This window comes from Paenibacillus pasadenensis (genome assembly GCF_023715725.1).
GTDB classification, from domain to species: domain Bacteria; phylum Bacillota; class Bacilli; order Paenibacillales; family Paenibacillaceae; genus Paenibacillus_O; species Paenibacillus_O pasadenensis_A.
The window spans coordinates 63,364-81,584 of the sequence record NZ_JAMBOT010000001.1 but is presented as its reverse complement, the minus strand read 5'-3'; the positions used below and the strand labels follow the sequence as shown (position 1 = coordinate 81,584).

Annotated in this window: 18 protein-coding genes and 1 riboswitch; of the genes, 10 read left to right on the top strand and 8 right to left on the bottom strand. The window is 51.5% G+C overall.

Translation table 11 applies throughout. The annotated features are described in order from the left end of the window. The first annotated feature begins 209 nt into the window (after positions 1–209). From M3223_RS00380 to M3223_RS00370, 3 genes are read left to right on the top strand one after another with little or no spacing between them, the layout of a single operon-like run. Positions 210–2,147: an ATP-dependent DNA helicase gene (locus tag M3223_RS00380; RefSeq protein WP_251557843.1), complete on the top strand. Its 1,938-nt coding sequence runs from the start codon at positions 210–212 to the stop codon at positions 2,145–2,147. Position 2,148: 1 nt separating this feature from the next. Next, entirely contained in the window at positions 2,149–2,445 is a 297-nt protein-coding gene (locus tag M3223_RS00375; RefSeq protein ID WP_251557841.1) for a DUF6509 family protein, read from the top strand. Positions 2,446–2,503: 58 nt separating this feature from the next. Then, the gene (locus M3223_RS00370) at positions 2,504–2,866 is read left to right on the top strand and encodes an MGMT family protein (protein ID WP_251557839.1); all 363 of its coding nucleotides are present in this window, start codon (positions 2,504–2,506) and stop codon (positions 2,864–2,866) included. 72 nt (positions 2,867–2,938) lie between these two features. Here M3223_RS00370 and M3223_RS00365 read toward each other — a convergent pair whose 3' ends face one another. After that, on the bottom strand, positions 2,939–3,919 hold the full coding sequence (locus M3223_RS00365; protein WP_251557836.1) for a DMT family transporter: 981 nt from the start codon (positions 3,917–3,919) through the stop codon (positions 2,939–2,941). Between the two features lie 126 nt (positions 3,920–4,045). Beyond that, positions 4,046–4,196: riboswitch (FMN riboswitch) on the bottom strand. 139 nt (positions 4,197–4,335) lie between these two features. Here M3223_RS00365 and M3223_RS00360 point away from each other — a divergent pair. Then, on the top strand, positions 4,336–4,716 hold the full coding sequence (locus tag M3223_RS00360) for a hypothetical protein (protein ID WP_251557834.1): 381 nt from the start codon (positions 4,336–4,338) through the stop codon (positions 4,714–4,716). A 352-nt stretch (positions 4,717–5,068) separates the two neighbouring features. Further along, a complete protein-coding gene (locus M3223_RS00355; protein WP_251557833.1) occupies positions 5,069–5,314 on the top strand; it encodes a hypothetical protein in 246 nt (81 codons plus the stop codon). Here M3223_RS00355 and M3223_RS00350 read toward each other — a convergent pair. Continuing rightward, entirely contained in the window at positions 5,311–6,204 is an 894-nt protein-coding gene (locus M3223_RS00350) for a DMT family transporter (protein WP_251557831.1), read from the bottom strand. The two genes, M3223_RS00355 and M3223_RS00350, sit on opposite strands and share 4 nt — an antisense overlap. 157 nt (positions 6,205–6,361) lie before the next feature. Between M3223_RS00350 and M3223_RS00345 the strand changes: the two genes are divergently transcribed. Beyond that, positions 6,362–7,240 carry a LysR family transcriptional regulator gene (locus tag M3223_RS00345; RefSeq protein WP_251557829.1) on the top strand — a complete coding sequence of 293 codons (879 nt, stop codon included), beginning with the start codon at positions 6,362–6,364 and terminating at the stop codon, positions 7,238–7,240. A gap of 59 nt (positions 7,241–7,299) precedes the next feature. On the opposite strand, the gene M3223_RS00340 is transcribed toward M3223_RS00345, so the two are convergent. Together M3223_RS00340 and M3223_RS00335 are read right to left on the bottom strand one after the other, a co-directional pair. Continuing rightward, positions 7,300–8,592 (bottom strand): N-acetylmuramoyl-L-alanine amidase, encoded by a 1,293-nt coding sequence (locus M3223_RS00340; RefSeq protein ID WP_251557827.1) that lies wholly within the window; start codon positions 8,590–8,592, stop codon positions 7,300–7,302. A gap of 132 nt (positions 8,593–8,724) precedes the next feature. Continuing rightward, positions 8,725–9,033 carry a hypothetical protein gene (locus M3223_RS00335; protein ID WP_251557825.1) on the bottom strand — a complete coding sequence of 103 codons (309 nt, stop codon included), beginning with the start codon at positions 9,031–9,033 and terminating at the stop codon, positions 8,725–8,727. Positions 9,034–9,196: 163 nt separating this feature from the next. Here M3223_RS00335 and M3223_RS00330 point away from each other — a divergent pair, with 163 nt between their 5' ends. After that, positions 9,197–10,657 carry an NAD(P)H-binding protein gene (locus M3223_RS00330; protein ID WP_251557823.1) on the top strand — a complete coding sequence of 487 codons (1,461 nt, stop codon included), beginning with the start codon at positions 9,197–9,199 and terminating at the stop codon, positions 10,655–10,657. Between the two features lie 15 nt (positions 10,658–10,672). Next, a complete protein-coding gene (locus M3223_RS00325; protein WP_251557821.1) occupies positions 10,673–10,969 on the top strand; it encodes a hypothetical protein in 297 nt (98 codons plus the stop codon). A 35-nt stretch (positions 10,970–11,004) separates the two neighbouring features. On the opposite strand, the gene M3223_RS00320 is transcribed toward M3223_RS00325, so the two are convergent. Continuing rightward, entirely contained in the window at positions 11,005–11,364 is a 360-nt protein-coding gene (locus M3223_RS00320; RefSeq protein WP_251557819.1) for a DUF423 domain-containing protein, read from the bottom strand. Between the two features lie 227 nt (positions 11,365–11,591). Here M3223_RS00320 and M3223_RS00315 point away from each other — a divergent pair, with 227 nt between their 5' ends. After that, the gene (locus M3223_RS00315) at positions 11,592–12,908 is read left to right on the top strand and encodes an MFS transporter (RefSeq protein WP_251557818.1); all 1,317 of its coding nucleotides are present in this window, start codon (positions 11,592–11,594) and stop codon (positions 12,906–12,908) included. Between the two features lie 154 nt (positions 12,909–13,062). Here M3223_RS00315 and M3223_RS00310 read toward each other — a convergent pair whose 3' ends face one another. From M3223_RS00310 to M3223_RS00300, 3 genes are all read right to left on the bottom strand, one after another. Then, positions 13,063–14,232, bottom strand: coding sequence for a Ger(x)C family spore germination protein (locus M3223_RS00310; protein ID WP_251557815.1), 1,170 nt, complete (start codon positions 14,230–14,232; stop codon positions 13,063–13,065). Continuing rightward, entirely contained in the window at positions 14,229–15,659 is a 1,431-nt protein-coding gene (locus tag M3223_RS00305) for a spore germination protein (protein WP_251559752.1), read from the bottom strand. The genes M3223_RS00310 and M3223_RS00305 overlap by 4 nt, the downstream gene beginning before the upstream one ends. 187 nt (positions 15,660–15,846) lie before the next feature. Beyond that, a complete protein-coding gene (locus tag M3223_RS00300) occupies positions 15,847–17,067 on the bottom strand; it encodes an endospore germination permease (protein WP_251557813.1) in 1,221 nt (406 codons plus the stop codon). A 183-nt stretch (positions 17,068–17,250) separates the two neighbouring features. Between M3223_RS00300 and M3223_RS00295 the strand changes: the two genes are divergently transcribed. Continuing rightward, positions 17,251–18,171, top strand: a complete 921-nt coding sequence (locus tag M3223_RS00295; RefSeq protein WP_251557811.1) for an RluA family pseudouridine synthase — start codon at positions 17,251–17,253, stop codon at positions 18,169–18,171. Positions 18,172–18,221 lie beyond the last annotated feature (50 nt).

Sequence of the window (18,221 nt, the reverse complement as noted above, 5' to 3'; positions counted from 1 at the left end):
TAGCGCTTGCGAGTAAAGAAAGCGGTTAAGTTGTGAAAAGCGGCTGTGCTTACCGGAACGACCGATCGGAATGCCGTCCGCTAGAATGATTAACCTCTTAGCTCAAGCACGGCCCGCCAGCCCTGCGCTTTACAAGCGGCTGCATGCGGATTATGATGTAGTTTTGGCATTTCAATTCCACTCTGCAATTATCGGAGGCTGCGCATCGCTTGACTCAAACCCGATTCCCATTTACGTACGATCCGTCTCTGCCGTTTATTAGCCAAGCTAGCGATTGGATCGCCGATGTATTTTACGAGATTTTGCCCGAAGCCGGATTTGAGGTTCGGGATGAGCAAATTTATATGGCTTTTCAGCTGGAGCGGGCGTTTCAGGATAAAAAAACGCTGTTCGCCGAAGCGGGGGTCGGCACCGGGAAAACGCTGGTGTATCTGCTTTATGCAGCCGCATACGCCCGTTATAAGCAGCAACCTGCAGTTATCGCCTGCGCCGACGAGTCGCTCATCGAGCAGCTGACCAAGCCGGAAGGCGATCTGGCCAAAATAGCGAGGCATCTAGGCCTCGTCGTTGACGCCCGCGTCGCCAAATCGCAAAGCCAATATCTGTGTCTGAACAAGCTTGATGCTGTAAGAAGCGATTCGGGCGGCTCCGACTACGATTTTATTTACGAAGGTCTTCCGAATTTTGTGCACCAGCCAGGGACGATGCAATCGTTTCACCCTTACGGCAGCCGCAAGGATTATCCCGAGCTAAGCGACGCCATGTGGTCACGGATCGGATGGGACGTATTCCAGGATTGCCTCATCTGTCCGCAGCGGCATCGCTGCGGCATGACGTTATCCCGCGACTATTACCGCAAAGCGCCGGATCTGCTTATTTGCTCGCATGATTTTTATATGGAGCATGTTTGGACTGCGGAAGCCCGCAAACGGGAGGGCCAGCTGCCGCTGCTGCCCGAGCACAGCTCCGTTGTTTTCGACGAGGGCCATCTGCTGGAAGCGGCTGCGCAAAATGCGCTAACGTACAAGCTGGAGCATGCCATGTTTGAATCGATCATCAGCCGACTGCTGCAAAATGACATTCGCGAAACGCTTGCCTATTCAATTGAGGATGCGATTAGCCGCAGCGAAGATCTTTTTCGCCGCCTGCGGCTCGCCGGACGCTCAACGGCTGGGTCCGACCGGCTGGAGTTCAGCCTGACGCCGGAGCTGCTGCGCGAACTCCGCGCTTTCCGATCCCAGCTGGAGGAGATTGAGGAGCAGCTTGTATTCGAAAGCGGACTTTTCACGTTGGATGCGTACCATCTCACTATCGTCGAGGAACATCTGGATATGATCGGAATGGCGCTGGCGCTGTTTGACCGGCCGGAAGGGCTGATTACTTGGCTCGCGCCGGAAAACGACAGCCTGGCGCTGGTCATCATGCCGAGAATGGTCAAGGAAGTGCTGAAGGAGAGAGTGTTTTCACGGCCGATGCCGATTCTGTTTTCGTCCGCGACTCTATCCGCCGACGGCACTTTTGACTATATGGCGGACACACTAGGCATAAGCGGATTTTTGAGCTTCAGCACGCCAAGCCCGTACGATTATGCCGAGCAGATGAATGTGCGTTTACTAACGGCAGACAGTATCGAAAACAAGCGGCAAGAGGCGCTGGACGCGCTGCGCCGCAGCGGAGGAAGGGCGCTGCTGCTGTTCCCGGACAAGTCCGGCTTGGAACAGTTCCGCAGCTGGGCGATGGAAAGCGGGAGCCTGAACGGATATCGGATGTTATATGAAGGAGATGCCGAGATCAGCCATCTGATCAGCGCATTCCAGAATGACGAGGAAAGCGTATTATGCGCCGCAACGTTATGGGAGGGGCTGGATATTCCCGGTCCTTCGCTATCGCTCGTCATTGTATGGGAGCTGCCTTGGCCTCCGTCCGATCCAGTCTACAACGCCCGCAGGGCGGAAGCGGCAGACGCCTACAACGCTGTGGACAAGCCGTTTATGCAGCTGCGGCTGCGGCAGGGAATCGGCAGGCTTATCCGAACGCGTGAAGACAGCGGCGACATCGTTATTTTATCGGAAAGGCTTAACGAGCCAGCCGTCAGAATAGCTGTAACAGCCGTCATACCGGACGGAACGCTGAAGGAGGAGAACTGACATGGAAATTACGGAATATACAGTGGAGAAAATCAAGGACCCGTTCGGCATTATTAGCGGCCAGCGTTTTGAATACAGCCTCAACGTCGAAGTGGACGAAGAGGACGAGCTGTTTACGCCAAGCGGGCTTTATGTTCGTATCGTTTTTGCGGTTGAAAACGAAGCCGGACGGATTATTAGCCATGAAATCCGCGAGCGCGGCAGTGACAAGATGCTTGACTTTGAGCTTGAAGATGAAGAACTGGCTGAATTTACAGCATTTTGTTTGGAGCATGCATCTGAATCTGAACGGAACTGAATATCTGTGCGAATAAAGCTCTGAATATGCTGAATTGCTGAAGAGGGAGAGGATGCGGATGCTGCCTTTTACGGCCCGTATCGTGGAAGTTATACGCTCGATTCCAGAAGGCCGTTTAATGACGTACGGCTCTGTCGCCGCTATGGCGGGCAATCGCAGGGCGGCTCGCCAAGTCGTACGGGCATTGCACAGCCTGGGCGAATCGCACGGCCTTCCTTGGCATCGCGTCATGAACAGCGAAAGGCGGATCAGCCTGCCCGGCGATCATGGCGAGCTTCAGCTGGGACTGCTTGCTGCGGAAGGCGTTGAGCCTGGCGTCGGAGGCAGGTTTGACTCAGCCTTGTTCGTGGAGGTTTCCGAGGGAAGCATAGAGCAACCGTTAGAACAAGTTTTTCCCGTACAGGAAGAGGAACAACGCTAACGTTGGCTGCAAAAAAACGCCGCATGCCCATCACGGGGCATGCGGCGTTTTGAGTGTAAAATTGTACACGCATCAGCTTGCCGCACCGGCAGCCGGTTTCGCTGAGCTCCGGCTTAGCAGCACAAGCACGGTCCAGATCAGAATGAATCCGGCAATCTGTCCTGAGGTTAACACCTGATCAAATACGAGCCAGTTGATTAACACACCCACAGCCGGGAAAGCCAGCTCCGCAAGCGTAGCGAGCGAAGCTTTGGTCGACGAAAGGCCTTTGTAATAAAGCAGCATGCTGAGCAAGCCGGGAATGAACGCCTGGAACAGCAGATTGACGAGCAGAATCGCCGTCGCGCCGCCGCCCTCCAGCGGTTTCCAACTGTCGCCGGAGGCGAGCAAAATAATTCCGAGCAGCGGAATCGCGAGCATGAAGCGCAGCGCGGTTACGAAGTGAAAGCCCATTTGCTTGGAGAGCAAATATTTGCCCATGACGGTGGAGCCGCCCCATAATGCCGCTGCGCCGATGGAAAGCAGGCATCCAACCGTAGCGAGCTCATGCAGGCCGAGCGCTGGAGACGAGAAGCCGAACGTAAGCAAATACGTTCCGGCGAGCGCCAGCAGCAGAAAAAGTGGGAAGCGCTGAGGCAGAGCCTCTTTAAGAATAAGCCGCGCGAGCACGATCGCAAACAGCGGCTGGAGCTTTTGCAGGAGCAGAATGGCATTAAAGTTGCCGTAGCTGAACGCTGCGGTGAACATGACGGTGGCGAGAGCCGAGCCGCCCCAGGAGATGAACAGGAGCGCGCCAATTACGCCAAGCGTCATTTTACCGGAAAGCTGATGCCTGTAATGGATAAGAACGGGAACCGAATAGAAAGCTAGCAGCAAATGCTCGACAAATACAATCTGCGCTGACGTGAACTGCTGGAGCAGCAAGATACGGAACAGCGGATCGACTCCCCAAAGTGTTGCTCCAAGCGCGACGTACCAGATGCCGCGCCCGCGGGAAAGCAGCCCGCTGCGACCCGCAGACAGCGGACCGGAAACAGTGGCGGTGTTACCCAATTCAAAAACCTCCAAAACGGAATTTGAATTGAACCTCGATAGAAGCAGCATGCCCCCGTCAAATGAAGCTTTGACGGGGGCATGAAGAACCTGCCTGCCGCTAATAAAAAATTAGCGCCAAGCAGGTATAACCTTCTCTCATCCGGACTATAACCGTCGGCCTTGGAATTTCACCAAGTCAGTCCCCGCAACGCAAGCGTTATGGGGAGTCGCGGGCTTCGGCGCCGCTGGCGCCGTCACCGCCGGTAGGGAATTTCACCCTGCCCCGAAGGTTCAGATTCAGTTAGATTGCATTGTAGCACATCCGACATTGATCGACAAGACATGAAAAGTTCATGGTTGACTACCTCATTTTATCTCCAAGAGGGGTATAATGGGAGTGGATATTGTTATTCGATCAAGGAGGAAGAATGGCAGTGAAAAAGACAGGACTACTTATGCTGGCAGTGCTTATGTTTGTAATCGCGGGGTGCAGCTCCGTTAGCGGAGGTGTGGACGAGTCCGCCATTGAGACTAAGATTGTCAGCGAGCCGACGGATGCCGTTGCCGGAACTCCTCTGAAGCTTACGGCCACAGTTGAAGGCATCGAACAGATGGAAGATGCACGCATCGACTTCGACATCCGCGAGGAAACGGAAAAAGAGCTTCCGATTCTGATTACGGCCGAGGAAAAGTCGGAGAAGCAATTTGAAGTAACTCATACGTTTACGAAACCGGGCAAGTACTGGATTTACATTCATATTTATTCCGGTGAAGACATTCACATTATCAAGCGCAACGAGTTTCAAGTAAAATAACAACTCACAAAAGCCGCCTTAATGCAGCCGCATGCTGTGTTCAGGCGGTTTTTTGTCGTGCTGCTTTTTACATCTGCTAATTTGCCTACCCGTAAACTCCCCGTTCTGCTTTAAAGGATTCCCCTGCAGATGCGCTGCGCAATTCAGAGCAATAATTTCACGTTAACTAAAAAGCCCCTGCTATCAAAAGCAGGGGCTTTTTGGGAATTTAAGGAATTCTTAAACATTCCGAAAGCTTTTGTTTCTTTATTCCAGGTAAAACATTATTATACTTGAATTTGGACGTCACTTGGATACAATTCGCCGCTATAATCCGTCTATAGGTTAGTTGTTGCATGAAAGGAAGAATAGAATGAACGCCATTCAAAAACCTGACAGGATTCACTCGCTGCGGGCGGCCGAGCAGCAGTGCTACTCCATATGTATGCATCTGCTCAAGGATGAGCAGCTAGCAGTAAAGGCCGCCCAGGAGGCGCTGTTCGAGCTGTACTGTGAAGACACCGTCGCAAACCGCGAATTGGTGAAAAAAATCGCCATCCGCCATGCGCTGAAGCTGGTGCGCCGTCCGCAAGCAGCGGAAGCCGCAGTGATTGCTTAGGGCAGCGGTTCTGTACGCAGGCCTCTTTTTTTGCGAAGCGCCGCAACCCATCTGCTGCCATATTCCGAAATAAGCACCCCCGTAAAAACTAGCGCTGCTCCTGCATAACCCTGCGGCCGCAGCAGCTCTCCCGCAAGCACAAATGCAAACACTGCTGCAAATACCGGTTCCATCGAAAAAATAAGTCCGACTCTTGCCGGGGTTGTAAACCTTTGAGCCGCCGGCTGCGCGACATAACAAAACGCCGTTCCGACGATTGCGAGCGCGATCAGCGCCGCCCAGCCTTCCCCGCTTCCTGGCAGAGCCGCTTTGCCGGTCATTAACGCAAACGCAATCCCGTAAGCACCGGCAAAACCAAGCTGCAGCACGCCGAGGCTGATCGTGTCAACGGATTTGGCAGCCCGAGACGTTACAAGGACATAAGTTGCATTGAGCAGAGCGGCCAGCATGCATAACAGATCGCCGGGCTGAACGCTGAGCGGAATTTTGAGCGTCATGAGGCCGATGCCCGCGATGGCAAAGCCGATTCCGACTGTAAGCTCCGGCTTCATTCGCTGCCCAAGAAAGAATACGGACAATATCGGCACAAAAATAACGGTTAAGCTGATCAGGAAGCTGGCATTGGCGGTTGAGGTCGTTTTCAGCCCATAACTGACCGCCAGGCCGATTGCAAACAGCAATGCCCCTTGAGCTGCCGCAAACCGGAACGTTTGACGCGTCGCCTTTTTCAGCCTGGGGAACATGACCGCTGCTCCGACCAGAAACGCAATTCCGAAGCGCAGCCCGATCAGCATAAACTCATTAACAGCCCCTAAAGCTGTCTTCAAAAGCAGATAAGAAGCTCCCCAGCATAACGTTACTGTCAGCAAAACCCATTCCGATTTTTTCATGCTTATCGTATCCCCAATCTTATTGTTGAAGCCTTACCACTGGTAAAGTATACTAACCGAAATAGCATAAGGGAATTGAATGTTTCTCATCTTTAACATGAGAACTTTACATGTAAATTTCCGCCTACACGAACCGTTATAAAGGAGTTTAACGCTTATGAGCTTATTCAAATATGAGGTGTTCAGCACGGTGGTCGACCTTGGGAGCCTGACCCGTGCAGGCGAAGTATTGGGCCTGACTCAGTCCGGTGTCAGCCATGCGGTCAGCAGCCTCGAAAAAGAATTCGGCCTGGCGCTTCTGACGCGAAGCCGTTCCGGAATCCGTTTGACTGAAAACGGAGAGCGTCTGCTTCGGCCGATCAGGGAGCTGTTGGCCGCCCAGGAGCAGCTTAGTCAGGAGATTGCTTTGATTAATGGGCTTCAAGCAGGAACGGTACGGCTCGGGACGTTTACGAGCGTGTCGGTTCATTGGCTCCCGGCGATGATTAAAGCGTTCGACCGGGATTTTCCCGGTATCGAAATTAAGCTGATCGAGGGAGATTACAGCGATATCGAGGAGGGCATATCGGACGGTTCGATGGATTTAGGCTTTTTGTCGCTTCCGGCGAGAGAAGGCTTGGACACTTTTCCGCTTAAACAGGACCGCATGCTTTGCGTTTTGCCTGCCGAGCACCCGCTGGCTGGGGAGGATCGGCTTTCGTTAAAACAGCTGGAGGATGAGGTGTTCATTATTCCGAAGGCAGGCTCGGATTATGACGTGCGAAGAATTTTGGAGGAGTCGATCCGCAGGCCGCGCATCAAATACGAAACGCATGACGATTATGCGATTATTGCCATGGTTGAGCATGGTCTTGGCATTAGCATTTTGCCGGAGCTTGTCCTGCAGGGGAGAAATCACCGTGCCGCGATCGTGGATCTGGAGGACGGGCGCTACCGGACGCTGGCGATTGCTGCGGCATCATTCAAGCAGCTGTCGCCGGCTGCGCGCAAGTTTATGGGGTATATTCAGGATTTTATCCGTACGATGAACGGTTGATTTCTGCTATTATGTAAACCGGCCGACGGGCCGGCGCACGGAAACAGCCACAGCTCGTATTAGCTTTTAAGCATGGCGTACAGCCGCTGAAGGATAAGTGCTTCCGCCCATAACGGCAGAGGGGCATTGGGCTGCTGTTTCCAGACCGGATCGGTCAGAAAGCCTTGATCGTACAGCCATTCGATTGCTTGAACTTTATAGTCCGGCGTTCCGTCCGGATATCCAGCGGGATTGTTTGGTGTCAGCGCCATCGCTGCAGCAACTCCTTCTGCGATTGCTTCCGCCAAGTCTTGGCGGACGGTTGGATTTTTGAGCAAAACCGAATCGAAAGCATTATCGACAAATAAATTCTCAAGTAACACGGAAGGCATCGTTGTTTCTCGCAAAACGGCGAAATTAGCTTCTTTTTTCCCCCTGTTGGCAACGCCGAGCGGGCCTAACAGCTTCATAATAGAATCGTGAACCATATTCTGTTTCTGCCCGGAGGCGGCGCTGCGTGTGCCGGAATAAACAAAGGATTCGAATCCTTCGCCTCCCGAAGCGTTGTGATGAAAGGATACAAAATACGCGGCTCCCCAGCCGTTGGCCATGGAGGCTCTTTGCGGAAGCGGAACGAACACATCCGTGCTGCGCGTCAGACGGACGTCGACCTTATAACGCGAACGAAGCAGGGACGCGGTTCTCATGACCAGGTCCAGCGTGCTTTCCTTTTCCACAATGCTGTAGCCCTGAGCGCCGGGATCTGTACCGCCGTGGCCAGCGTCCAATACGACGATTGGCAAATTAACAGGCGGATTGTTTGGCTTCGGTGCTGAGGCGGCCAGCGACTGGTACAGCTTGACGATTTTTTGCCCATACGTCTCGCCGGCATCCATAGCAGCCTGCAAGCTTACGAATTTGCTGCGGTCATAACCGGGAACGGCCCAGCGTCCGCCAAGATCCTCCCAGTTGGGGGCAATGCCTCTGGTCACAAGCGTAAAGCGCGGATCGACAAGTTTTTCTCCGTTAGGCAGCGGCGCTTTGGAAGCATAAGCGTATAAATGCTGGATTTGCGCGGTTACTCCTTCTGCAATGGTAGCGAAGGTTGTTCCAGGATTTCCGGGTCCGGTGGCGCCGATTCCGGCATAGTTGTTCTGCTCGGGTTTGACCAGCCCGCCAAAACGGAACCAGTTCGTCTCATGAATAGACTGACATAGCGCAATATCTCCGCGAACACCGTAACGGCTGCCGACTTGGTAAAACTGCCGCGCAATTTCGGGATTGAAAGCAGGGCTGACCGTTTGAACAAATTTCGTCATTGTATCCGGTTGAATTAGCGGTTGACCCATAATAGGCGTTTTTGCGATTGCCATCTATCTCTCACTCCTTTGCGGCTAAAGATAGATTAGCATATTCAGGTCAGGGACAAGAAGTTCGGGCCTGGTCATCTATCCAAGTTAACTCTGTAAACATACAAAAGCCCCTCGGCGGAGGGGCTTTCGCGGTTATTCAACCCGGTCGTAAAACTTCGTCCATTCCTTGTCTCCACGATGGATCAAGTCGGCGACAGTTCGTTCAATGACCGTATGAACGGCAGATCGGAAAAATTCCGTTTCTTCCCGAATGGCGGCTTCGACTTCGCCCTTTGATTTCTCGCCGTTTGTGCTGCGTGCGCCAATTTCAAGCCGATGAGACTCAATATGCTCATCCAGCAGGTCAAGTAAATGATCGAATGCAATAAGAACGGACTCCCGACCTTGCAATTTTCCTTGTTGACCTAAATCCTGCTTGAACCGCTCCAGATAAGTACGCATTTCCATCACTCCTTGAATGGCGAATATTTTACTACTTAAACATAATGGCACAGGAGACATGCAGGATGCAAGTGGAAATTTGCTGCTTTCCCGGCTCAGGTACCGGGTATGGAATTTCATAAGGCACCATTATTCGGCCTATTGTGTCAGAGGAGACATTGCCATGCGCCCCAACGATTTGAATCATCTTGCTCATAAACGCAAAGTCGTCGCTCTAACCGGAGCAACCGGTTATATCGGCGGCAATCTGATGAAGCAGCTTAAAAAGGATGCCAGTATTATTGCCTTATCCCGGCATGCTGATGCAAGCCAAAATACGGAGAATGTGCAATGGAGAAGCTGCGACTTTTTTTCGCAGGAGCAGGCGGTGGAAGCATTGAAGGGAGCGGATACGGCCATATATCTGATTCATTCCATGCTCCCTTCGGCTAAGCTGACCCAAGGGGGATTTGAGGATATGGATGCCATATTGGCTGCGCATTTTGCCCGGGCTGCGGCATTTAATGGCGTCAGGCAGATCATTTATCTCAGCGGTATAGTACCCGAGGGCATACCCGAAAAAAACTTATCCCGCCATCTTCGAAGCCGTCTCGAGGTTGAGCGGATTCTCGGTTCTTACGGTGTGCCGGTAACGACGCTGCGCGCCGGTCTCATCGTCGGTCCAGAGGGATCGTCCTATCCCATTTTATCCAGACTTGTGCGCAGACTTCCCATTATGGTGCTTCCCAGCTGGACGAACAATAAAACAGATCCTGTCGCTCTTGCCGATGTGCTGGACACGATTTGCAATGTCATTGGCCGTGAAGAGGTTATGGGGCGTACAATCGACATTGGCGGCCCGCAACCGATGAGTTACAAAGAGCTGCTGCGGCAAACGGCCGACTTGCTGGGGGTGAGGCGGATTATGATCCCGTTCCCTTTTCCAACCGTAAAGCTGTCGCGGTTATGGATTTCGCTTATTACCGGAGCTCCGAAAGAGATGGTTTATCCGCTTGTGGAAAGCCTCGCACATCCAATGACAGCACAGAATACCGCCGAAGTGAATGGGATTGACAGGGGAGCCATTTCGTACCAGGCAGCAGCCCGTTTTGCATTGGAGCAAGCGAGCAGCAAGAGCACCCGCAAACGTACCAAAGCCGCTCATTCAAGCAGGAGGCAGGATGTTCGATCGGTTCAACGGTTTGTACTTCCTCCTGGCAAAGATGCCGATTGGGCTGGCCGGCACTATCTGGACTGGCTCGGGAGTGCGTTTAAACCATTCGTTTATACGCAGCGTGTGGGAGAGGATAAGGTACTTGTACATGTCAGACCACTACCCCAACCGGTTCTCGAGCTGCAATATGACCGGGAGTTAAGCACGCTTTATCGTTCCGTATTCCGAATAACGGGGGGACGATTCGCTTTAACGGAAAATGCGCATCACGGAAGGCTCGAGTTTCTTCAGCTGCCGGAATCTCAGCAATGTCTGGCGGGAATTCATGATTATATGCCTTCTTTACCTTGGTTACTTTATAAATACGGGCAAGCTAAAATTCACCTGGTTGTAATGAACGCATATGGCAGGAGGCTCAAAAAGCTTGTTTTTGAGAACAAAATAAAGCAACATGAAGAAAAGCATGGGTGAAGGGAGATTTTGACCATGACCTATATGTGGATAGCGGCAGGAATTATCGCAGCGGTGTTGTTGATTGGGCTTGTTAAAAAAAGAAGACGGCCAGAAGCCGCCGCCAGAAGCAAAGTCATTGAGTTAAAAGCCGCCCGCAGCCGCAAAAACAAACGGACGGCTGCTGAATCGAATGGTAAATCCCAGCCCTGCTCCCTCTGTCGCAAGCCGTCGAAGCAGCTTGGCTTTTATACGGACGAAAACGGAACCGTCATTGGGGTATGCAGCAGCTGCAAGCCAAAAGTCAAAACAAGGCAGCTGGAGCAGCTTTGAATCATTAAAATTGGCTCTTAGCCCGCCCGCAGTTGTTAAATGAACGCGGCCGCTACGAGCACCCAACCTGCAAGAAAGGCAAGTCCGCCAAGCGGCGTGACGGCGCCGAGCTTGCGGATTCCGCTCAAGCTGAGCGCGTATAAGCTGCCTGAGAACAATACGATGCCGGCTGCAAACAGCCACACGGCAGTGTTCAGCAGCGGCGAGGATTGAATACCCGACGCAGCTCCAACTGCAACAATTCCCACTCCGTGAATCAGATGATACAGAACCCCTGTTTGATAGTTTTTGCCGGCGTCGCCAGCCAGTTTTTCCTTGAGCGCATGGGCTCCGAAGGCGCCTACAGCTACGCCCAAAAACATAAAGATGGCCCCAAGTACAAAAGCCGTTTGCATGATGGACACGCTCCTTTCATTCCGTATGCTAGTCAATCCGGAGACGTTCGTCAACAACGGCTTTATGACATATTTAAGGCGTCCGAATTAGTCCGTTACGATGAATGAACGAAAAATGGGCGCTTGGGCATTTCCGTCATTGCCTCGGGGCAGAGATTCGCTGATTTCGCAAATTTTACCATTCCTTTCCGTTGTGCTTCCTCTCTAGTTGAGGTAGGATATTTTTCATGTCAACTTTTATTATGGAATGGCGCAGTCAGTTTGGTGGCTACAGCCGTAACATCAAGCTTTTTTTTGTGTTTAATCTTTTGTGGAACATCGGGCTTGGCATGTACAGTCTAATTTACAATCTCTATGTCAAAGCGCTTGGACATGCTCCAACCATGGTTGGAGATATCGTAGGGGCTACTGCACTTGCTTCGGCACTTGTGTTTATCCCGGCCGGGGTGGCAGGAGACCGTTATGGACCAAAACGGATGATCAGCATCGGAACCGCTGCTGTCATTGTTGTGCTGGCAGCCCGGGCATGGGCGGATGGAAGCGGCAGCCTGACAACGCTCGCTTTTGTATCTGGAATAGCTCAAGCGATCGTCGCTTCAACGATCTTGCCTTTTATGGCCAATAACTCAACGCCTCGGGAAAGAATTCATTTATTCAGCTTTAACATGGCTCTAGTGATGGGAGCGAATGTGGCGGGCAATTTAGGCGGCGGATTTATTAGTGACTTGCTGCAGAGCCAATTCGGATTGTCGGCGGTCTCCAGCCTGCGGGCGACGCTTCTCGTCGGTGTGGCCATAGCGGCGGCGGGCTTGTATCCTGTATTAAAATTCCGAAACGAACCGCTGGCATCAATGGGCGAGCCGACTTTCGAAGAAAACCTCAACCGGGCAGAGCTCAAACAGGCCGGCTGGAGGGGAAAATTCAACAAGCATCGCTCATCCTACGCAGCCATTGGAGTGTTTACACTGCTTAGCCTGCTCTCTTCGATGGCGGGAGGAATGGTTGTGCCGTATTTAAATGTGTATTTCGAAGACCGTTTTCACGCTTCCAACTCCAGCATCGGCATTGTAGTGGCGTTAGGGCAAGGTGCAACTGCGATCGCTTTTCTCCTCGGTCCGGCAATTGCCAGGAGAATGGGGGAGGTTAGGGCGGTCGTCTGGCTTCAGCTGAGCTCCATTCCGTTTTTGGTGCTGACCGCGTTTACGCATCAGTTTTGGCTGGCTAGCGTTGGGTATTTGTTCAGGCAAGCGCTGATGAACGCAGCCAATCCATTTTACAGCACGATTAAAATGAAGTATGTGCACCGTTCGCTGCGGGGGTTGGCCGCGAGCTCGGGAGAGGCGATGTTTAATTTAGGCTGGTTCATTGCAGCGCCGATCAGTACAGGGCTTGTAGCGGCATACGGCGCTTATCGTGGGTATGCGAGCGCATTCAGCATAACCGCAATTATTTATACGATCATCGCCTTGTTGTTTGGATTCTTTTTTGCGAAAAACAGATTTAAGCCGATGGAGGAAGAGACAGAGGAAGTAAAGTGCCGATAATTTGACGCCAATAGCTCTGAGTAGAGAGTTTTGGCGTTTTTTTCGAGGTTTAACTTAAGTAAAGATAATTATGTAAACCATTGAGACCAATATTCAATTCAAAAAACAGTATAAAGGGCGGGGCAACCCGCCCAATTCAATGCATTTGAAGTACTCAAGGCTTATATTTCTCGGAATAAACATTCCCCTTAAACTTGCCAGTCGTCCGCAGGAAAACCTTCACCTTAACGGAGGAGATGGATTGCTCATCAAGAGTAAAGGACGAATTCTTCGTCAACTGGTTAAACGTTCGAGGATATCTCCGGTAAAGAGACAACTGCAGGCGGTAACAGTCTGACTTGTTGGCAAGCGCAAGCTTATAGGTTCGCAGAACTTCTTGTTTGATTGCTTCTTGCGCCAGCTGCTGCAGCTTCGGAACAGACTCGTATTGAATCAGATCGGAGAGGTATCCGTAAGTTTTGATGGAGATATCGTACTTGGGCTGACCGTCTTTAAAACGGACCTTTATTTTAAAGTCCGGCCGTCCCAGCATAAGAACCGCCGCAGCTCTGCCGTTGCTGTTCACCTTCAAGGGGGTCACATCCAGTTTTCGGTCGCGCCAGCGCATTCCTTTAAGCTGCTCCATGCTCATGCGGCTTTGCAGCTCGTGATCATCAAAGAAAAATGCGCCTTTAATAATAAACATCGGCTTTGATTCTCTATCTTCATGCCAGGTTTTGCGGTTGAGTCCGATTTCGGGCAGCATGCCGGAGCCTCCAGGCTCGTTCAAATAGGCAAAGGCTTCATTGGCTTTCATCGGCAGGATGTAGGCTTTTTGCGTATTTAACTGGACGGCAGTGAACATCATCGTATCCAGAGGCGACAGATTAAAAATCGACTTTTGGACCATTATTTCCTCTAAATTTTCCCTCGTTCCATAAAAGAGCGCCGTATAACGGCCTTGCCTGTCGCGGACTAGCGATGAAATCAAGCCGTAAACGCCTCTTTCCATCATTCGTTCCGTTACGATTACCGCTTTAACATGGCCCCAAAACAATCGGGACTGGGAAGTTGCATTCGTTTCCGCCAAAGCGCCGGATATCGTCTCGCCGACTCCGCGGCCGATCCATACGGGGACAGGCTTTCCTAGCATAACCGTTTCGCTGCTGGCGATGTTGGAGAAGTTCAGCACCTGAACGTAAGCCTGATATTTACCGTCCTGGTAGTCAAGCCCGATGGCCGAAACGTAAGCAAGCGATTGAATATCCCTTGAATTGCTGCAGCCCGGTAAAAGAGAAACCGCGAGAGCGACAGTCAAAAGCAAGAGCAGGAGCCGTCTCATCATGACATTTCGCCTCCCTGATGATCGCCGTCTTTATGCGACTGGACTACGTTTGAGGGACGCCGGGTAATGTACGCCCAGGGCATTCGGAGATAAGAAATCAGCACGTCCTTCGGAATCAGAGGGGATAGCGGAGAGAGATAGCCTACCCCAAACGATTGCAGCCGTGACATATAGGCAACGAGCAGAACAATGCCGAGAATGACCCCGAACATACCGAAGTAGGCGCCGGCTAAAAAGAAGAACAGCCGAAAAATACTGATTCCCGTACTTAGAACCTGGTTAACGAGCGTAACGCCCGACACGGCTGTGATAGCTCCGATAACAACAACGGAAGGGGATACAAGACCGGAGCGGATAGCAGCATCACCAATAATGAGGCCGCCGATGGAGGTCAGCGTCTGTCCAATCGGATTGGGCAGACGGACACCGGCTTCCTTGAATATTTCCAGCAGGAGGAGAAGCAGCAGCATTTCCATTTGAGCGGAAAAAGGAAGCCCTAAGCGTGATACCGATATCGTTGCCATTAATCGGAACGGGATCTGATCCTGATGGAAGGCCATCAATGCGATCCATATGGCTGGCAAAAAGATCGAAAGAAAAAGGCTCAAGATGCGGATTAGCCTGGCGAAAGATACATAAGAGAAGTTAAAGTGCACGTCCTCCGGCGATTTTAAAATCAAGGAAAGCGTGGCCGGAGCAATCAGCACCATCGGATTGCCGTCTACAATAAGAACGAAACGCCCGGCCAGCAGGCTGGACACGACATAATCAGGTCTTCCTGTGAAGTCGACAAGCGGCAGTATTTTGAACCTGTTGCCCATTAAAAGATCCTCAAGCTGATTGATGGAATAAAGCCCGTCGATATTGATTTCGTTTAAGCGTTTGCGTACTTGTTCCAGCGGCTTAGGATCAGCAATGTCCTGAATGTAGAGCATGGCGACGCGGGTTCTTGTCCTTGTGCCGACCGTGAAATTTTCAATATACATGGAGCTTGTGCGCATCCGTTTGCGAATTAACGCGACATTTATATCCAGATCCTCAATAAAGCAGTCGCGCGGGCCTTTAATCGATATTTCGGTACTGGACTCCGACGGCGTCCGTCTAGGAGCGCTCGCGAGATCCAGAGTTGCCAATAAGCCTTCCCGCACAAAAAACAGTAGCAGCGAACCCGAGTACACCGCCTCTTCCAGCTCGGTTTGAACCGGGCTGCGCGTGAATCCCTCCAGTGTCAAGGAATCGGATAATTGAAGCAAAGGGCGGCTGAAGCTTTCGTTTTCCGCGTAATGTTTAGCCAGTTCAGGCAGCACATGCCGGTTAATCATAACCGTGCTGCACAGCCCTACGGCATATATGATTACAACTTCCCTTTCGCTTTGGGGACCGAAAAAAGCGCTTCTAATCATAACGTCCGCCGAGTGTTCAAACACCTTAATCAGCTCAGGCCGCGTCCAGGTTTGTTTGGTATCCTTAGAAGTTTCGTGATTTGGGGGCTGCTCTTTCGACGACTGACCTGGAGGAGTTTGCTGCTTATCCTGCTCTACTGTCGTCGGAGCTTGCGATATTTGCTGCTCCTCCTGCTCCGCTGAAGCCTGATCTTGCGGGGAGTGCTGCTGCTTATCCTGCTCCTCCCGTGCCTCCGGCGGCCGGGGTTGAGGAGCTTCCGAGCCGGGCTGGCTGCTGCTCTCCGTTTCCGGCTTCGGCAATTTGTTGTCCTTTTTGCTGTTGTCCGGCTGTTTGGGATTGCTCATCGGCTGGACTCCTCCTTTCCGGCTTGACGGCCATCGTTATGACGAACCAAATCAAAGACAGCGGAAGTACCGCAGCCAATGCGATCGGCACGTAATATTGATACAAAAACGAGTAAATCTCATATTCATTAAGCGGGAGGAGCGAAGCGAAGCCGCAACAGACAAGCATGAATAGCATGAATAGCTGACGCTGCTTCAGCGTACGGAACGGTAAAACGTCGGCTAAAATCAAAATGGGGAGCGACGCGCGTACTGCTGCACCCGCAAGCCATTGGAAAATGGAGAAAAAATCGAGATGCTCGATATACTGTCCGATCATAAGCAGCCGCCACTGCTCATAAGGAGAGGTCATTTGGTTCGTAGCCTCTTCCGGTCCGAATTCGGTTATGCCTCCAATAAGCGGGCCGCATGTAATTGCCACAATAAAAGCTGCAAATATCATCGCATGCCACGCTTTAATCGTGCCTTTAATTCGGTGCTGAAGCAGGATGATAATGATCAGCTCGGAATAAGCGGCCCCGGCGTAAATCATCCCTTGCACAACCGGTCCCCAGCCATGCTCCAGAATCGGCAGCAGCAGCGACATATCTTTAATGGGCGCGTTAGTCGTTCCGACAAAGATGCCGAGACCAGCAACGATGGGCAGAAGAACTCCGGCAGCGACAGCAAGAACCCGCAAGCCCCACCAGACAAGCACCAGACAGATGACGAGCAGCAAAATAGCGAGCTGAATCGTGCTGCTAGCCGGCAAATAATTGGTCACATGCCAGCTTACCGTTTGCGTCACCGTCTCCAGAGAGGTGATAAAGAGCAGCAGCAACACAGGGGCGACAAGAATCCATGACAATACAGGATGAGTGCGCTTGGCGAGCCATTCCCTCCAGGGCAGCTGTCCGCTGCGCCTCATGATCGCAACAATCATCACGCTCCATCCTACAAACAGGCCGCCAGCCGTCAAAGCCGCAATCCAGGCGTCTCTTCCTGATGCATCCAGCAGCATCGGATTGGTCAACACATGGCTAGTGAGCCCATTGGATAAAGACAGGATGAGAAAAGCCTGGAATACATTCATGACTCTGCCTTCCAAGGGAATCTCCTCCTTTTGAACGCTATAGGCTAGTATGAGCTCATCCATTTTTTTGTATTCGGGGTAAATGCAGCCTTTAAGTCTTGTCTGACTGAGATAGCGGATTGTGTTATAGTGGTAGCAATAATTAAGGATAGTGTGAGTAAAGCGAAGCTGAACCAGTGAAGCAGGAGGACCCCGATTATGCATAAGAAGAAACCTAACTACGCTAAACCTGCAAATAACCGTCCCAACATCAGTCAGTATACCGTCAAGGAACCGACAGAGCTGTTGCTTTTTTTATTGCAAAAGTCCAAGCTCGGGCGGAACTCCGCCAAAGCTTATTTGTCCCGTGGACAAGTAAGTGTTAATGATCGGGTCATAAAGGAATATAACTGTCCCCTTGAGCCTGGCCAAACCGTAAGCATTCGAAAGGACAAGGTTGTTGAGGAAGCTCCGATCGCCGGACTGACTATTTTACATGAAGACGAGGATATTATCGTGATTCAGAAGGAGGCCGGTTTGCTGTCGATCGCTTCGCCGAAAGAAAACGAAATGACAGCCTATCGGCAGCTGACGGCTCATGTCCGAATCAAAGATCCTAAAAGCAGAATTTTTGTCGTTCATCGTCTGGATCGGGATACTTCCGGCGTCATGATGTTTGCGAAAAGCGAGCGGGTACAGCAATTGCTTCAAAACTCTTGGCAGGACGCCATTAAAGAGCGTACATACGTGGCGCTGGTGGAAGGCAGGCTCAAGAAGCCGGAAGGCACCATTTCTTCTTGGTTGAAAGAAAGCAGCACGCTGAAAATGTATTCCAGTCCGCATCCTAACGACGGTCAACACGCGGTAACACATTACAAAATGATTCAATCCAATGCGAACTTTTCCTTATTAAGCGTTGAGCTCGAAACAGGGCGCAAAAATCAGATACGCGTTCACATGCAAGACTTAGGACACCCCATTGTCGGGGATAAAAAATACGGATCGAAGTCAAATGTAATTAGGCGAATGGGTCTTCACGCTAGAGTGTTAGCTTTTAATCACCCCACAACAGGTGAACTTTTGCGTTTTGAATCAGACATTCCTAAGTCGTTTTTGAGTCAGTTTAAGCAGCCTGTTTGAACGTAATTTTGATTATTAAGTATTGGAGAGAGGCAGATGCCTCTCTTTTT

What these genes read in the sequence shown, in the direction of transcription:
- M3223_RS00375 (WP_251557841.1), top strand. Translation starts at nt 2,149, where the DNA reads ATGGAAATTACGGAATATACAGTGGAGAAAATCAAGGACCCGTTCGGC.
- M3223_RS00370 (WP_251557839.1), top strand. Translation starts at nt 2,504, where the DNA reads ATGCTGCCTTTTACGGCCCGTATCGTGGAAGTTATACGCTCGATTCCA.
- M3223_RS00355 (WP_251557833.1), top strand. Translation starts at nt 5,069, where the DNA reads ATGAACGCCATTCAAAAACCTGACAGGATTCACTCGCTGCGGGCGGCC.
- M3223_RS00350 (WP_251557831.1), bottom strand. Translation starts at nt 6,204, where the DNA reads ATGAAAAAATCGGAATGGGTTTTGCTGACAGTAACGTTATGCTGGGGA.
- M3223_RS00345 (WP_251557829.1), top strand. Translation starts at nt 6,362, where the DNA reads ATGAGCTTATTCAAATATGAGGTGTTCAGCACGGTGGTCGACCTTGGG.
- M3223_RS00340 (WP_251557827.1), bottom strand. Translation starts at nt 8,592, where the DNA reads ATGGCAATCGCAAAAACGCCTATTATGGGTCAACCGCTAATTCAACCG.
- M3223_RS00335 (WP_251557825.1), bottom strand. Translation starts at nt 9,033, where the DNA reads ATGCGTACTTATCTGGAGCGGTTCAAGCAGGATTTAGGTCAACAAGGA.
- M3223_RS00330 (WP_251557823.1), top strand. Translation starts at nt 9,197, where the DNA reads ATGCGCCCCAACGATTTGAATCATCTTGCTCATAAACGCAAAGTCGTC.
- M3223_RS00325 (WP_251557821.1), top strand. Translation starts at nt 10,673, where the DNA reads ATGACCTATATGTGGATAGCGGCAGGAATTATCGCAGCGGTGTTGTTG.
- M3223_RS00320 (WP_251557819.1), bottom strand. Translation starts at nt 11,364, where the DNA reads ATGCAAACGGCTTTTGTACTTGGGGCCATCTTTATGTTTTTGGGCGTA.
- M3223_RS00315 (WP_251557818.1), top strand. Translation starts at nt 11,592, where the DNA reads ATGTCAACTTTTATTATGGAATGGCGCAGTCAGTTTGGTGGCTACAGC.
- M3223_RS00310 (WP_251557815.1), bottom strand. Translation starts at nt 14,232, where the DNA reads ATGATGAGACGGCTCCTGCTCTTGCTTTTGACTGTCGCTCTCGCGGTT.
- M3223_RS00295 (WP_251557811.1), top strand. Translation starts at nt 17,251, where the DNA reads ATGCATAAGAAGAAACCTAACTACGCTAAACCTGCAAATAACCGTCCC.